Origin of the sequence: Shewanella sp., from assembly GCF_047975355.1 — a bacterium.
GTDB lineage: Bacteria > Pseudomonadota > Gammaproteobacteria > Enterobacterales > Shewanellaceae > Shewanella.
This window is the reverse complement of record NZ_JBKEDJ010000045.1, coordinates 99,640-115,520: the sequence shown is the minus strand read 5'-3', so window position 1 is coordinate 115,520 and position 15,881 is coordinate 99,640. Positions and strand designations below refer to the sequence as shown.

Annotated in this window: 15 protein-coding genes and 1 riboswitch; of the genes, 6 read left to right on the top strand and 9 right to left on the bottom strand. The window is 47.8% G+C overall.

Annotated elements, in window-relative coordinates; genetic code table 11:
* The 4 genes from ACK5NH_RS13655 to ACK5NH_RS13640 all read right to left on the bottom strand — a co-directional run.
* Nucleotides 1–372: bifunctional hydroxymethylpyrimidine kinase/phosphomethylpyrimidine kinase (locus ACK5NH_RS13655; protein WP_416920900.1), on the bottom strand; the 372-nt coding region annotated here is incomplete at its 3' end.
* Between the two features lie 2 nt (nucleotides 373–374).
* Nucleotides 375–2,537 (bottom strand): phosphomethylpyrimidine synthase ThiC, encoded by a 2,163-nt coding sequence (thiC, locus tag ACK5NH_RS13650; RefSeq protein WP_416920898.1) that lies wholly within the window; start codon nucleotides 2,535–2,537, stop codon nucleotides 375–377.
* Between the two features lie 158 nt (nucleotides 2,538–2,695).
* Nucleotides 2,696–2,794, bottom strand: a riboswitch (TPP riboswitch).
* Nucleotides 2,795–2,969: 175 nt separating this feature from the next.
* Complete coding sequence (locus ACK5NH_RS13645; RefSeq protein WP_416920896.1) at nucleotides 2,970–3,677, bottom strand: hypothetical protein; 708 nt, start codon at nucleotides 3,675–3,677, stop codon at nucleotides 2,970–2,972.
* A 138-nt stretch (nucleotides 3,678–3,815) separates the two neighbouring features.
* Nucleotides 3,816–4,118, bottom strand: a complete 303-nt coding sequence (locus ACK5NH_RS13640) for a hypothetical protein (protein ID WP_416920894.1) — start codon at nucleotides 4,116–4,118, stop codon at nucleotides 3,816–3,818.
* Nucleotides 4,119–4,395: 277 nt separating this feature from the next.
* Between ACK5NH_RS13640 and trhA the strand changes: the two genes are divergently transcribed.
* On the top strand, nucleotides 4,396–5,079 hold the full coding sequence (trhA, locus tag ACK5NH_RS13635; protein WP_416920892.1) for a PAQR family membrane homeostasis protein TrhA: 684 nt from the start codon (nucleotides 4,396–4,398) through the stop codon (nucleotides 5,077–5,079).
* A 68-nt stretch (nucleotides 5,080–5,147) separates the two neighbouring features.
* On the opposite strand, the gene ACK5NH_RS13630 is transcribed toward trhA, so the two are convergent.
* Nucleotides 5,148–5,678, bottom strand: coding sequence for an NUDIX hydrolase (locus tag ACK5NH_RS13630; protein WP_416920890.1), 531 nt, complete (start codon nucleotides 5,676–5,678; stop codon nucleotides 5,148–5,150).
* A 112-nt stretch (nucleotides 5,679–5,790) separates the two neighbouring features.
* The gene (locus ACK5NH_RS13625) at nucleotides 5,791–6,525 is read right to left on the bottom strand and encodes a tRNA (adenine(22)-N(1))-methyltransferase (RefSeq protein WP_416920888.1); all 735 of its coding nucleotides are present in this window, start codon (nucleotides 6,523–6,525) and stop codon (nucleotides 5,791–5,793) included.
* Between the two features lie 219 nt (nucleotides 6,526–6,744).
* On the opposite strand from ACK5NH_RS13625, the gene ACK5NH_RS13620 reads away from it, so the two are divergent.
* The gene (locus ACK5NH_RS13620; RefSeq protein WP_416920887.1) at nucleotides 6,745–8,856 is read left to right on the top strand and encodes a glycoside hydrolase family 97 protein; all 2,112 of its coding nucleotides are present in this window, start codon (nucleotides 6,745–6,747) and stop codon (nucleotides 8,854–8,856) included.
* Nucleotides 8,857–9,088: 232 nt separating this feature from the next.
* Here ACK5NH_RS13620 and ACK5NH_RS13615 read toward each other — a convergent pair whose 3' ends face one another.
* Complete coding sequence (locus ACK5NH_RS13615; RefSeq protein ID WP_416920885.1) at nucleotides 9,089–9,325, bottom strand: hypothetical protein; 237 nt, start codon at nucleotides 9,323–9,325, stop codon at nucleotides 9,089–9,091.
* Nucleotides 9,326–9,980: 655 nt separating this feature from the next.
* Between ACK5NH_RS13615 and ACK5NH_RS13610 the strand changes: the two genes are divergently transcribed.
* The 3 genes from ACK5NH_RS13610 (at nucleotide 9,981) to ACK5NH_RS13600 (ending at nucleotide 11,870) form a co-directional block, all read left to right on the top strand.
* Nucleotides 9,981–10,229 (top strand): hypothetical protein, encoded by a 249-nt coding sequence (locus ACK5NH_RS13610; protein WP_416920883.1) that lies wholly within the window; start codon nucleotides 9,981–9,983, stop codon nucleotides 10,227–10,229.
* A 270-nt stretch (nucleotides 10,230–10,499) separates the two neighbouring features.
* Complete coding sequence (locus ACK5NH_RS13605; RefSeq protein ID WP_416920881.1) at nucleotides 10,500–11,384, top strand: helix-turn-helix domain-containing protein; 885 nt, start codon at nucleotides 10,500–10,502, stop codon at nucleotides 11,382–11,384.
* 36 nt (nucleotides 11,385–11,420) lie between these two features.
* Complete coding sequence (locus tag ACK5NH_RS13600; protein WP_416920879.1) at nucleotides 11,421–11,870, top strand: carboxymuconolactone decarboxylase family protein; 450 nt, start codon at nucleotides 11,421–11,423, stop codon at nucleotides 11,868–11,870.
* Nucleotides 11,871–11,955: 85 nt separating this feature from the next.
* On the opposite strand, the gene ACK5NH_RS13595 is transcribed toward ACK5NH_RS13600, so the two are convergent.
* A complete protein-coding gene (locus tag ACK5NH_RS13595; protein WP_416920877.1) occupies nucleotides 11,956–12,963 on the bottom strand; it encodes a class I SAM-dependent rRNA methyltransferase in 1,008 nt (335 codons plus the stop codon).
* A gap of 396 nt (nucleotides 12,964–13,359) precedes the next feature.
* On the bottom strand, nucleotides 13,360–13,653 hold the full coding sequence (locus ACK5NH_RS13590; protein WP_416920875.1) for a YciI family protein: 294 nt from the start codon (nucleotides 13,651–13,653) through the stop codon (nucleotides 13,360–13,362).
* Between the two features lie 605 nt (nucleotides 13,654–14,258).
* Here ACK5NH_RS13590 and ACK5NH_RS13585 point away from each other — a divergent pair.
* Nucleotides 14,259–15,854, top strand: coding sequence for an MFS transporter (locus ACK5NH_RS13585; protein WP_416920873.1), 1,596 nt, complete (start codon nucleotides 14,259–14,261; stop codon nucleotides 15,852–15,854).
* Nucleotides 15,855–15,881: the final 27 nt, after the last annotated feature.

Below are 15,881 nucleotides of genomic sequence, written 5' to 3'. Positions count from 1 at the left end.
TGCTACCATGACGGGATCGAGAATAACGGGTACTTGCGGAAACTGGATTTTAAAACCGGCGAGCCAGTCGGCAAGCTGGCGCAGTTGCTGCTGATTTGCCAGTAAACCAATCTTAATCGCCTGAGGCGGTAAATCGGCTAACAGGGTCGAGAGCTGTGTGAGTAGCATTGCATCACTCACAGGCTCAACTAAATCCACCGCCACCGAACTTTGAGCCGTTAATGTGGTGATCACGCTGCATCCATGGCCGCCCAAATCCTTGATGGTGGCTAAGTCGGCTTGGATCCCCGCGCCGCCACCGCTGTCTGAACCCGCAATGGTCCAGACGATAGGTTGAGGCGCTAAGTGGCTAACATGTTTAGCAGGGGTCATTATCAAACCTCCGCAACCTGTGCTGTGGGTTTGAGCTCTGTCCCATCCTGATGCTTTGTCGATTCATTGGCTGTATTGGCTGTATTAGCATCACCCAGCGGTAGATACAGTTTGGCACCCGAGGCCGCAAACTCGGCCGATTTTTGCGCCATGGCCGCCGCTAATTCATCTCGAGTTTTGACTGTGATCTGCTGGATTGCTTCTGTGTTCGATTGCCCTTGTGGAGCAGAATTTATCGATGCAAGCGCTTCAGCGCTCTCAACATTTTGGCTTGACGAAGCCACTGACAACGTACCCGCCGCTAAACTTGCCGCATAGTCGCGTACATCTTGGGTGATCTTCATCGAACAGAACTTAGGGCCACACATAGAGCAAAAATGCGCAACCTTGGCCGACTCCTGTGGCAGGGATTCATCGTGATAGGCACGCGCGGTGTCAGGGTCGAGCCCCAAGTTGTATTGGTCTTCCCAACGGAATTCAAAGCGCGCCTTAGATAACGCATTGTCGCGGATCTGCGCGCCCGGGTGACCTTTAGCAATATCGGCCGCATGGGCGGCAATCTTGTAGGCAATCAGCCCTTGTTTGACGTCCTGCTTATTGGGTAAACCTAAGTGTTCTTTCGGCGTCACATAGCAGAGCATGGCGCAGCCATACCATGCGATCATCGCCGCGCCGATCCCAGAGGTGAAATGATCGTAACCCGGCGCAATATCGGTAATTTGTGGCCCTAAGGTATAAAACGGCGCCTCGGCGCAGTGGATAAGCTGCTTATCCATATTCTCCTTGATAAGCTGCATCGGGATATGCCCAGGCCCTTCGATAATGGTCTGCACATCGTATTCCCAGGCGATTTTGACCAGCTCGCCTAAGGTCTCAAGCTCGGCAAACTGCGCCTCATCATTGGCATCGGCAATGGAGCCAGGACGCATACCATCGCCTAATGACAGCGATACATCGTAGGCAACGCACAGCTCGCAAATCTCGCGGAAATGGGTATAGAGGAAGTTTTCCTGATGGTGGCTCAAGCACCATTTGGCCATAATCGATCCGCCGCGGGACACAATCCCAGTCACCCGTTTGGCAGTCATGGGCACATAACGCAATAACACGCCCGCATGGATGGTAAAGTAATCGACGCCCTGCTCCGCTTGCTCAATCAAGGTATCGCGAAACACTTCCCAGGTCAGGTGCTCGGCAACACCATTGACTTTTTCCAGTGCTTGATAAATCGGCACTGTGCCAATCGGCACTGGCGAGTTTCGGATGATCCATTCGCGGGTTTCATGGATATACCGTCCCGTGGACAAGTCCATCACAGTGTCCGCGCCCCAACGGGTTGACCAGACTAACTTTTCGACTTCCTCCTCAATGGAAGACGTGACCGCCGAGTTGCCGATATTGGCATTCACTTTCACCAGAAAGTTACGGCCAATAATCATGGGCTCAGCTTCAGGGTGATTGATATTTAACGGAATAATGGCGCGCCCACGGGCAATTTCGTCGCGGACAAATTCAGGGGTAATAGGTTTACCGATTACGGCGCCGAAGGATTCACCTTGGCCGCGACGGTTTAAGATTTCATCTTGCACCTCGGCGAGCGCCATATTCTCCCGAATCGCCACATACTCCATTTCTGGGGTAATGATCCCTTGGCGTGCATAGTGTAATTGGCTCACGCGTTTACCCAGTAAGGCACGGCGAGGACGAACAATCGCACTTGAGCCGGCTTCGAAGCGCAGATGATCTAAGCCATCATCCTTCAGGCGCTGCTGGGTAAAATCTGAGGTCGCACAATCGAGCACTTCGGTATCTTGGCGCTCAATAATCCAAGGTAATCTGAGTTTGGCTAAGCCTTGGCGTACGTTAATTTGCGCAGCCGGATCGGAATAAGGTCCTGCGCAGTCGTACACCGGAATGGGAGGATTTTTCTCGACTATGGGCGCAGTTGTAGTACCGCCAATCCGCGTATCGGTTTGCAGAATTTGCCGCATCCCTACACGGAGATCCTCACGACTCCCCTGCAAATACAACTTTTGCGAATTAGGGTGTTGTAATGGTTTAAGGGTATCGATAAAGGCTTGCGCCTGGGCTCGCGCCGCACGGCGGCTAGTTTGCCCTTGGGTGTTCACGGCAATCGATTCTGAGGACGATTCTAAACTGGACATAAGCAATCTCACTTTAACAAATAAAAATGGAGTTGCTTGTCTGGAGACTTGAGTGTTGAAGCTGAGCCTTGCAAACCCTAAGTGGATTTGCGGACTCAATAACGACTAAATCGATGGGTTAATACAGGGCAAAAGGTTGCCACTGATACGATTTAATGGATGTTATTATGCTTGTTTCCTTCGCAGGTTTTAACCTGATCAGGTTCAACGGATCCCGAATAAACGGTCTCAGCCAAGAGGCACTCCGACAAGATGGGCAAAAGTATAGGCAGAAGCGCTGCGAACAAACAAGCGTAATTTCAAGACAAAAATCAAATTACCAATCAAAAATAAAGAATGAATAAGATATTGTATAAAAACAAATTTAATTCAAATAAACTCTACAATCCACAATATACATCATTTTCAGTGAAAATTTATCATCACTACTTTTTAACCTTTTGGCCGCTTTACCATCATTTTATCCAGTTGCGCCTTAATAGCATCGTCAATTTCTTGATTCATTTTCTTGCCACTGCAATCGAAGGGGAACCCTAAATTCTCAGCATAGGGATTAATTTGGGTGCCGACTTTAACGACCCGATAGCAGGTATCCCCTTTCCGGACAATTCGATTGGGATCCAGTTCTAAATCTAAACTGGTGGGGCCGCTAAAATCGTCGGCATTGGGCACAATCAACACCTCCATCTCGGGGCTCATTTCAGACATAGTCGATCGTTTAGTGTAATGATTTGCCTGCTCTAACACTAAATCATCTAAGGCTTGCTCACGCTGACGTTCAAAATAACGCTGGGTAAATAATCCCACACTGCCAGCAGCCCCGCCGCTTTGCTCATCGGCAGCTGACTGGTGAGTGCTTGTCGCTTGGGCTGGGCTTATTTGAACCTCTGTTTTTGTCAGCGTATTAACAGACTCTTTTGTACTCTGCGCGATTTGGCGCTGTGCAGATGAATTTGATACTGATTTTTTTGATGCTTGGGCGCTGACTTCAGGAGGTTTCACACGCAGCTCATCCGGTTTGGGAGTCGGTTTTACAGTTGGCTTTGACGGCACTTTCGCGGCCTGTTCAATACCAGCTGTCGGCGATGCAGGATTTGGTGGCACAGTAATCAGCTCGCTCGCAGTAACAGGTTCTTTCACTGATTTATCTTGAAATGAATGCTCTCCCGAGGTTTGTGTTTTCGGTGCGTAAATAAAATAAGCTTTTAACGCTTTCGTCGCAGTAGGTGCATTAGTTGAAGATTCTGTAAAAGAAAAACCTAACTGTTCTGATTGGGTTCACCATAAAAAAACTAATAAAAACAGTAGTAAGCCATGGCCCAAGATGACCCAAAGCAATAGCTTAAGATTGAAATAATGCGACCATTCTCGAGAGCTTTGGTGGAATGGTTGTTGAGAAATACGACCATTAACTTCAATTAAATTGAGGTTGTTGTTATCCCTGGAGGCGTTACTATCACAAGGCACATTGTTTGTGCTAAAAGGCGTAGCTGAAAATGGCATATCCTCATCGTTTGTAGCACAGCCCTGCGCATCAAAACTAAGGTCATCTTCTGGGGCAATATTCGATCGAATAGGCAAAATCTATCCCTTAGTACTTAGTGAATAAAGTACTTAACAAATCCATGACATCTTACGGGGGATTAGAGAAAGCGGGTCGAACAAAGTTCCAAGGCGCTGACATTAATAATGTCGTAAACAGGTGCCATAATCTGGTACAACTAAAACAGGACTCGTAAAAGTGATAGTCGATGGCAAGGGTGCTTAATAAATTAGCTTACACGTGTAAGCTAATTATAGCTTTCCCATTTATCTACTGATAGACTCAGTCAATATCGCCATCGAGTGGATCAACAGCATGCCAAGCCAGAGTTTGATAGAGCCGCAAATGAGTCATGAAAAGCCATTGAATATCAGTGCGTATAGCCTTAGTGAAGAGATAGCCAATAGCATCAGCCATGGCCTAGGGGTGATTGCGGGCTTGGTAGGCTTAGTGTTTATGATTCTGAAGGGCGCCGACCACCTCACAAATATTCAGCTCACAGGTGTTATTATTTATGGTACAAGCCTTATCCTGCTGTTTTTAAGTTCCACCCTGTACCACAGCGTAACGCATCTAGGCTGGAAACATAGACTCAAGATTGCCGACCATTGTGCTATCTATTGTTTGATTGCGGGCACCTACACCCCACTGATGTTAATCAGTCTGCAGGGGCAGCTTTCGACTATTATCCTCACGGCGATTTGGTCACTGGCCATCGGTGGTATTCTATTTAAAACCTTATTTATTCATCGCTTTAAAAAAATCAGTCTCGTGGTCTATTTGGCGATGGGGTGGCTGTGCGTAACTGTAATTGGCGATCTGACCGCGGCAATGACTCCGCTGGGATTTAATCTGCTGCTGTTGGGTGGATTATTTTACACCCTAGGGGTGATCTTTTATGTGGGCAAACGCATTCCGTATAACCATGCGATTTGGCATTTGTTTGTGCTGGCGGGGGCGATGAGCCATTTCTTCTGTATTTATTTAACGGTGATCTAGTATACAAGCCATCCTCTGGGTGGCTTATTATGTCGCAAAACCAACAAGGCTATCAAACAAGCCTTTATCTACAACAACTCTTCGACTATCCGTTTAAGCAGAAAGGTTTCCCTGTCGATGGATTGCCCTTTATTGGCAAACGTCCGTTGGATCTCTTCATTATGGGCAATCGCTTGATGGATATTGATCCACTCGGGGCGCATACCATTTTTTATCTCATGGGCTTCGAGCTTTGGCTCACCCAGCCCGCGATTGCCTTGGCTCATATCGATTTCGCATAGATAACAGTAAGAGTCCATATGCATTACGTTTGCGTCCTCGCGAAACCAGGAACGATATTCCTCATAACGGCCAAAGGGTGCTAACACTCTAGCGGCAATGGCGCCGGTTTCTTCCTGTAACTCGCGGATAAGTCCGACTTCGAGGCTCTCACCCTTATCTACCCCACCGCCTGGCAAACCGTAATCGCGATATTTTTGGGTATAGAGCAGCAAAATATCTTCCCCCGACAGCACAATGGCGCGTGCGGCTTGACGATAAAAGATCTTCGCCTGATTAAGATTTAGATTGGCAGCTTGGGTGGACTTCAATAAACGCATAATAAGACTCAAGATTAACGGCTTACTAGCATAAACCAACTTCATGGATTTACAGAGCAAAACCGTTTTCAAGTAAAACGCTCGACAAAACGTGCGCTTGAAATTTGTTAATTCAGTTGTTTAGTTGCAGCAAGATTTGCTGATAGGCCGCCACAATTTGCGGCTTGTTAGGCAAACGGCTCTCGGGGATACGCTGGTAGTGGCCGATTGTCTGCCCAAGATAACGCTTAGCCAGCCTGGTTTTATCCGCATCTAACCCTTGCCACATCATTGAGCCAGTCGAACTTAAAAGTGCCGTTTCATTGGTCCCTGAAGCGGCATTCGAATGAGTTAAATGCAGAATCTCGTAGAAACGCTGGTTTTCTTCGAGTAAATATTCATATTTTAGGGATAATCCCAACTCAGCCAGCGAGCTGCGCACATGATAATTATGATGCACGGGACACAAAATAAACTCGAGCGTGTAGGCGTAATAACGCACCACAATACTGCGCACCAGTTCAACCAATAACTCACCACCCACACCCGCAATAATCACTAAGTGCTTGGCTTGCTTTCCGTACTGCTCCAGTGGTAATGCTGCCACATCGAGGCAATGCACTTGCCATTCACTCTGGGGGATGTCTGTATTTTCAACTTCATGCTGCTGCGGAAAAAACCGCGCTAACTCGATGCTCAGTTGCTGCATCAAGGGCGCGACACAATCGACAAAATGCACCTTAGGTGCGGCATTTCTTTGCAGTAACAGCATGCCGAGTAAACCATGATCGCAGCAGCAGTCCCAAATATGATCGTATCCTGGACCCACCATCTGATTGATCTGCTGTAATCGCTGACTGATTTTCACCGCTGAGATCCCCAAAAGCGCGCCCATACAAACTTGAACGCAATAAAGCCGTGCATTCTACCCGAGTCAGCGGGCAAAACCCATCTCTATTAGGCTTTGTCATCAGGTTGGCAGCCTCTAGATCACACTGGTGAATACGTATGCAAACCATTGCGAGCAAAAAGCCATCGCCACTAGTATGCATTGACCCATATTCACTATAAAAACAAGGATCAGGGAATGTTCAGCAATCCTCTTACCCACGCACGCCACATCAACTCGCCAACACGAAATAGCCGCCATTGGGCCGCCAGCCTATTCACGCCCTGCTTGCTAGCACTCAGCATTGGCAGCCTGCTCAGCACCAGTGCCACAGCACAGACCCTCAACCTAAGCTCACCCGATAAGCAAATCGTCTTGAGTCTGAGTGATGATACCGGCCGTCCCGAATACCAAGTCCAGTTTCATGGCAAGTCGATTATCGAACCAAGCCGCTTAGGCTTAGTCTTTGCTTCATTGGGTGAATTAGGCCAAGGTCTTCGCATCAAATCGAGCCACAGCGCCAGCGCCGATGAAAAATGGCAACAACCTTGGGGTGAACAAGAGTGGATAAAGGATCAACACAATCAACTGAACGTGGTATTAACCGACGGTAAAATCGAATTAAACCTCGAGTTTAAAGCCTTTGACGATGGCATCGGTTTTCGTTATCACTTAGCAGCCCAAAACGCACTGCCGACCAATACACCGCTTGCCATTACCGATGAACTCACCGAATTTAATATTGGCCAGAGTGATAAAGCCACCGCCTGGTGGATCCCTTCTCGTGGATGGAACCGCTACGAATATCTGTATCGCACCAGCGCGCTCAATCAGGTCGACCGAGCCCACACCCCTTTTACCTTTAAACTGGTCGATGGCACCCATTTAAGCATTCACGAGGCGGCGTTAGTTGATTTTGCCTCGATGACCCTCGATCAACAGCGCGATGGCAACCTCAAGGCCGATCTCACTCCTTGGTCAGATGGTATTCGCGTTAAAACCCAAGCGGGCTTTTATACCCCTTGGCGCACGATCCAAATCGCCGACAAGGCCATGGGACTGCTTAATTCGCACCTTATCCTCAACTTGAACGAGCCCAATAAACTGGGGGATGTCTCTTGGGTTAAACCGGGCAAATATGTCGGTATTTGGTGGGGGATGCACCTCAATGAAAACACTTGGGGCTCGGGCCCAACACACGGCGCAACCACTAGCGAAACAGAGCGCTATATGGATTTCGCCGCCAAGTACCAGTTTGATGGTGTCTTGGTTGAGGGTTGGAACCAAGGTTGGGATGGTGATTGGTTCCATAATGGCGACCAATTCAGTTTTACCAAGGCCTATGATGATTTCGATTTACCGGCCATTACCGCCTACGGCGCGAAAAAAGGCGTGCGCCTAATTGGTCACCATGAAACCGCAGGCTCAGTAACCCATTACCGTAATCAAATGGATGATGCCTTCGCCCTGTATGAAAAACATGGCGTCACCCAAGTCAAAACCGGCTATGTGGCTGACGGTGGACAAATCAAACGCATCGATGAGAACGGTATTACCCGTCACGAATGGCACGACGGTCAGTTTATGGTAGGCGAATATCTGCACAGCGTGACTGAAGCAGCAAAGCACCATATCAGCATCAACAGCCATGAGCCGATTAAAGATACTGGGCTTCGTCGCACCTATCCGAACTGGCTTGCCCGCGAAGGCGCACGTGGACAGGAATATAATGCCTGGGGCAGCCCACCAAATAGCCCAGAGCACACCGCCATGCTGCCCTTTACCCGCATGCTGGCAGGCCCTATGGACTTTACCCCAGGGATTTTTGACTTAGCGCCTAAGGGCTTAGATGCCGAAAACCGTGTGCAAACTACCTTGATGAAGCAGCTCGCCCTGTATGTAGTGCTCTATAGCCCAATCCAAATGGCCGCCGACTTACCGCGTAATTATCAAAAACACATAGATGCTTTCCAATTTATTCGCGATGTACCAACAGACTGGTATCAAAGTATCGCACTGGCTGGCGAAGTGGGTGACTATGTGGTGTTTGCCCGCCAAGCCAAGGATCAACAGGACTGGTACTTAGGCGCGCTGACCGATGAAAATGCCCGCGAAGTCAAGGTAAAACTGGATTTCCTCGACCCAAACAAACGCTATCAAGCACATATCTACCGTGATGGCGCTAAAGCCGATTGGAAAACCAATCCTTATGATTATGTGATTGAAACCAAAGAGGTTAGCGCCAAGGATAGCCTGACATTACAGTTAGCCAGCAGTGGCGGCACAGCGATCCGCTTTAAAGCACTGTAACCTCAAGCGCTATAATGGACGCTTAAAAGCCTTGAGCGACAGTCACTATTGCAACCGTAATCGTAGCGACATTGGTCATTACAATAGTCACCGAGAACCCGTTCTTGGTGACTATTTCTTATTATTGAGTCCCTTCTGTATATTCCGCCATTTTTGACCAGCTTTCCGATTTTGTTTGGCCAGCAGTGTCAAAACAATCTGGCCAGCTTTCCGTTAATGATTGGCCACTTGGTTAGTGCCTTATGCTCACTTGTTGATGTTTGGCTAAGTGCTTGTTCCTCGTTGCGATGAGCCAATTCAGCCCCAACTTAGTCTCTGGTAGCACGCAATGGGGATCATTGAAGGCCTGCGCTAACTCTTGGCTTATCAGTTGAGTTCCCCCTTGTAATTTCCAATACAAAAAGAGCTGTTGGCATTTAAGACTGCTGACAATACCTAAATCTTCTGCGGCTAGTAGAAAATTCAGCATGGCTTGCGCATAGCTAAAGTTCTGCTCACCCCCTCCTTACCATAGATCCAAAATGGCATTGTGATAAACGTGAGTCTTCGACAATCACTTGCTCAAAGTACGTCCACAACAACATGGGATATGGCTGAAATCACTGATAAGCAGATATTAAACGTATTTGTGTATGACGAAGGACAGACTTTGCTGTGCTTGAAAATCAACAGTAACGCACTTATCGCGGCAAAGTGCGAGAAGGCAGGCAAAGGCGTCATAATTCCATATTCTTAATAGCCGTTGCACGGTACTTTCTCTGATGATCTTCAATGATTTTGGCTGAGAACCACTGGGATTGCGTTTAAAAAATCAGTTGTTGTATGGAAATCGGAAGCGATTGATAAAAGCGTTGCCAATAGTCTGCATCGAGTGGTCCCTCTGCCAGCGCTACCCACATGGGATGCTCATAAAACACTTGCAAGGTTTTTGCCGCTAGAGGACTTCCTAATAATTCGGCTACACAAGCTACCCATAATATGACAGCATCATCATCTCAAAGGGTTTTAGAGGGGTCAAAATCTTTGAGTACAACACCGGGGAATCGAGCTGTAGCAGAAATAAAAGCAGGCGCAGCCTTTGGCTGCCAGTGTAGCTACGGGAGATGCAGGGGCAAAAAAACTAAATGAAAAACAATAATGATTTATTTAGATATTCGATATATACCTTAGGGGCAGGTTTGGCTAGTTTTATATTCGTATTGTTTTTAAATATTACTGGGCAATATATGGGTTTCAAACAAAATGAAAATGTACCAATTGCAGAAATTGGCTACTTAAATGTCATTTTGTTTCTACTATCGATTGCAATTGAGGCTATTGTTTCGTATGGGGTAGTTTTTGGATTAATCCATAAGCTATTTAGATTTAAGTAAACGACAAATCAACTTTATAATGGCCGGTTTCCAGCGGAAGACTGGACAACTTTTTTCGGAATGGTGGACAATCTGTTTCGTAATCGTGGCTGTGTTAGGGCGGAATATACACCTTCGTTACTTTGCTTAAGTTACTTAGCTTCAGTTACAGCACCTAACAACCGTTGGCAGGTTTCTTTTGAGCAGGACCACGCCCTCCACCACCAAATCACACTCAATACGGATGCAAATCATCGAAAGTTAGCTTAAGCTAAACTCCCCAAACGCTTAATGGTGCCTAGCTTGCGATACACGGCCAATGAACTCGAAATGCGCAGTTTTAAGCGTTTCGAGACCCAATTTGTCCACTTAGGCTTTAATCATTTTCAAGCCATTGCCCCACTGCGCCCTTGGGTGCAGCGCTATTTTCATTTGCGTGTCGCGGCGGATTTACTTAAGCCAATCGACCAAACCTTCTATCCCGATGGCGGTACAAGCCTGCATTTTTATTTGCCATCACCCGACATTAGCGACGCGCCTTCGGTGTATTTTTACTCGGGCCAGCAGCGGCATTACCACAGCTTCGCACCGGGTACCGAGCAAATTACGGTGCGTTTTCAGCCCGGTGGCGCCTTCCATTTACTAGGGGTTGAGCTTGCCGCCATGCAGGCCGATACGACAGCAAGCGTTATCGATGTGACCCAGTGGCCCATTGTTGGTTTAACAACGCTCTTATACCAACTCGTTGATACGCCACCACCTTGCGAGCGTATCGCCCTCGTGGAACGTTGGCTATTGCAACGAGCGCAGCAATTAGACTTAAGCTTATCGACGCGCATGAGCCTAGTGCCGGCAACTCTGCCTCGACTCATCCAAACCCAAGCCAATTTGGATACCTTTTACGGGCAACTCCCCATGAGTCGACGCCAATATGAACGCAAATTTAAACAGGAAACGGGTTTATCGCCCGCGCAGTTATTGCAGCTGAATCGAGTAAAAATTGCCCGCAACCTATTGAGTCAATCGCCGTCGCTTAGTCTCGCGCAGGTGGCCTTCGATTGTGGATTTTACGATCAAGCCCATCTACATCAGCACTTTTTACGGGTGATGCAGCAAACACCGGGACAATATAAAAAACGTAAGATGTCGCAAATCTCCAATATCAAGGACGATTAATCCCTTAGATTCAAGCCTCAACTTACAGGAGGCTCTATGTCAGAACGTATTCCGCGCCAACAGATTTACCAACTCCAACCCGAGCTCGCCAAGGCACTCATTAGCCTAGATAAAGCGGCCGCTGACTCGGCGTTTTCGCCATTATTGGTACATTTAGTCAAGCTGAGGGCATCGCAACTCAATGGCTGCGCGTTTTGTCAGCGAATGCACGCCGAGGAAGCGCGCCACGACGGTGAAACCCAGCGCCGTTTAGATTTACTGGCCGCTTGGCACGAGGTCGATGATCTCTTTGATGCACGAGAGCAAGCTGCGCTACGCTGGACGGAAACCTTAACTCGCGTCGCCCTATCGCCGGTGCACGACAGTGAATACGCTGCGCTCGCCGAGCATTATTCAGAGAAGGAGATTGTCGATCTCACTTGTCTCATCATCGCCATTAATGGTTGGAACCGCATCGCGATCGCCTTCCATTTACAACCCATCTAGCGGCGCATAAATCGACAAATAGACAGGGCACCGAATCGGGTGCCCTGCTTGTTGATATCACTGTGTCGTTCGTATCGCTATGCCGTTAGCTTAAGGTCAACGCAACAATTTTAAGTGGATGATTATCATCGAACGACGGGAAATCCTCATGGGGATCGAGCCAAGTGTGCTCAGTCACACCTCGGCCTTGTTTTTCAACGCAGCGTACTAGGCTATCAAACCAATCTTGTCGGTCTACTTTCGCGACATTATTGCAACACACGATTGTGCCACCGGCCTTGGTTGATAATAACGCGGGTTTAAATAACCCTTGGTAATCATTAACTAAATCGACAATTCCGAAGGCACTCTTGGCATAACGAGGAGGATCGAGGAACACCAGATCAAACTGAGTTTGCGGCAATTTAGGGTAACTCGGCAATTTTTGATTGCGACGTCCACCCACATTTAAACCAGCTAATTGGCGCAGGGCCGGAAACGCATCACTCTGCACAAATTCACATACCTCTGACACTTGGTTTAACTCGGCATTGGTTCGGCCAGCGGCGAGTGCAAAGGAGGAAAAGTCAACATTCACAACTCGTTCTGCGCCGCCCATGGCAGCTGCGGTTCCGATACCACAGGTATAAGAAAACAAATTCAGCACGGTTTTATCTTGGCTGTGTGCCCGCACATACTCACGACCAATACGCATATCAAGAAATAGCAGCGGATCCTGTCCTTCGTGGCGCAGCTTAGTGGTGAATTTAATCCCATTTTCCTGCATCACCAACTCGGCACAAGCAATATCATCCAGTTCAGGGCTTAATACATTGAGCACGCGGGAATGACCAGCGGAGCGATCGTTATACACCACAGGCAGAGCCACTTCTTGGGTGAGCACTTCCACAATTTCAGCTAATTCCGCAGCGGTTAAGGTTTGGTGAAAACTCTGCACTAACCAATTATCGCCATAGCGATCGACATTCAAACCACTGACACCTTCGACTGTGCCATGGAACACCCGAAAGCAATCGGTATGGTCTTGTTCTGCTTGCAGTAAAAAATCATGGCGCTTGGCCAGAGCCGTCGATAACAGCGTTTGAATAGACATAAAAAGCGGGACTCATACAGCGGAAACCTGCGTCAGGCTTCTAGGGGAAAATAGCATGATACCAAACTCAACGGCAAAATATTGGATAAATTCCCCCAAACATTCAATCATAGACGGAGCATGCAGGTTAGTTTTAATCCTTTTCCAAGCCATAGGATTGATAGCGTTTGGCATTCTTATGTCTTGCTTTGATACCAATTTTTAACATAAAACACTTATAACATAAGACACTAAGGGCGACTTTCCCTTAGCGCCTGCCTATGTATCCATAGCCTCGATCCAAACTATTTATCTAAGCAATTCATCTAAGCTATTTATCCAAGCTATGCCAGATAAGCGGGATAATCGATATAACCAAGGGACACAAAGCCGAGTTTTCCCTTCAGCAAATCATCGTTAAAGCACTTCAAGGAGTTGCTCTAATCCTGGTGCCGTCTTCGTTGGCACAAATTCTACCACTTCGAACTCGGCCACCGCTTCGCTGTAGAATGGATCTTGCTGCAAAATTGCCTCTAGGGCATCGCGCGACTCTGCCTTGGCAAGGATCACACCGCCAGTACGGGGTACCTTACGGCCTGAGGCGATGAAAACGCCCTTGCCGTAATACTCATCGAGATAAGCAATGTGTGCGGCTAAGTGCAGCTCAACATCTGCGAGCGGCTTTTTATAGGTTAAGGTGATAACAAACATAGATATCCTTTATATTCAAAAACATAATATATTTTTAGCGGTGCCAATAATGGCCACTTAAGAGAGCCCGTTGCCATACTGATCTATTATTTGTTCTGTATCAATAATATAAGCTCAGTAAATGCTGAGCTTACAACTTTGTCTAATCGCTAGATATCCAGGCCATTCCATATGAGTGTAAAATCGGCAGTAGGTTACACAGCTGTTTATCCCGAGTTACCAAGGAATGATGAATACGTATGTAAGCGGTTGTGTGTCAATCGACGCTGCGGCTACTATAAATTCGCTAGTTTCACCCTCTGCTTGTGGGGTTGAACACTGTGAGGTCGTTTCTGGTGGTTGCCTTTGAGGATAGCTGTCAGGCTTAGGTTCTTTTCTGCTACTGAGCATTTGCATCATAGAGTATGAAAATGAATTTATTGGCGAATATGCTTCTGAGGGAGAGGTATATTCGCCATTTTTTCACCTACACGGCCAAGCGGTGATGCATTTTTTGACACTAGCACAACACGCGTAAAACTGAGCAAAGGGCCACAGATAGGCCACACATTATAACGATAAATGACTCAAGGCAGCCCCGCTGCCCGCTACTGAAGGGAAGTTGCATGTCCGCGGATCAACAAACGGTTACCCCATTAGAGAATTTCTCGCCCAAGGTGGCGCTGCGCGCCGTGCATAGGGTGCAACCCGAGCTGAATTTCTGGCAAATCTTCAATATGTGCTTTGGCTTTTTGGGGATCCAATTTGGCTTTGCGCTGCAAAACGCCAACGTCAGCCGCATTTTCCAAACCCTTGGCGCTTCTATCGATGATATTCCTATCCTGTGGATTGCCGCACCGTTAACGGGTCTGCTGGTTCAACCTATTATTGGTTATCTGAGCGATAACACTTGGGGGCGCTTAGGTCGCCGCCGGCCGTATTTTTTAATCGGCGCCATTTGTACCACTCTCGCAATTTTTGTGATGCCGCATTCCCCCACCCTATGGATTGCCGCAGGCATGCTGTGGATTATGGATGCCTCAATCAATATTGCCATGGAACCCTTCCGTGCCTTTGTTGGGGATAATTTACCCCCAAAACAGCGCACTCAAGGCTATGCCATGCAAAGCTTTTTTATCGGCATCGGTGCTGTTGTTGCCTCGGCCCTGCCCTATATTCTCAGCAACTTCTTTAATGTTGCCAATACGGCGCCCGCGGGCGAAATCGCCGATTCGGTGCGTTATGCCTTCTATTTTGGTGGCGCAGTGCTGTTTCTGAGCGTTGCTTGGACTGTTATCTCCACAAAAGAATATTCCCCCGACGAACTTGCCGCCTTTCATGGCAACACAGACTCTAACTCTGAAGAGAACCAAACGCGCACTCGCACCCATAAGAATTATCAATTTGCCGCTATCGTTTGGATGGCCGTAGGTGCACTACTGACTCTTGCGGTGTGGACGCAGGATTTAGATAAACAGCTGTATATTTTAAGCTTAGGGATTTTTGCCTTTGGCCCATTGCAACTTTACTGCGCCCTGCGTTTAAGCAAATCAACGCTCTCACAACGCTCGCAACTAGGTATTGTCTTTAATGTGGTCGACGATTTATTCCATATGCCTAAGGCCATGCATCAGTTGGCTGTTGTGCAGTTTTTCTCCTGGTTCGCGCTATTTGCGATGTGGATTTACACCACCTCGGCGGTGACGTCCTACCATTTCGGCAGCAGCGATGTGTTGTCTAAGCCCTATAACGATGGCGCCGATTGGGTGGGTGTGCTGTTTGCCTCCTATAATGGGTTTTCGGCCATTGCTGCCCTGTTTATCCCACTGCTTGCTAAACGTATCGGCATCAAACTGACTCACACCTTTAATATGTTCTGCGGCGGTTTTGGGTTGGTCAGTTTCTATTTTATCAAAGACCCCAGTCTGTTATGGCTGCCCATGATTGGCGTGGGTATCGCTTGGGCTTCGATTCTCTCCGTGCCCTACGCCATGTTATCCGGCGCCTTACCCCCGAAAAAAATGGGCGTGTATATGGGGATCTTTAACTTCTTTATCGTGATCCCACAGCTGCTCGCAGCCAGTGTTTTAGGCTTAATTCTTAATGGATTATTTGATGGTCAGCCCATCTATGCCCTGATCACCGGCGGCGTTCTGATGCTCTGCGCCGGGATTGCGGTGCTCTTTGTTGAGCAACCTAAAGCGTATACACAGCACACCTAATCCAAACCGTTTACCCTACTTGCTCGG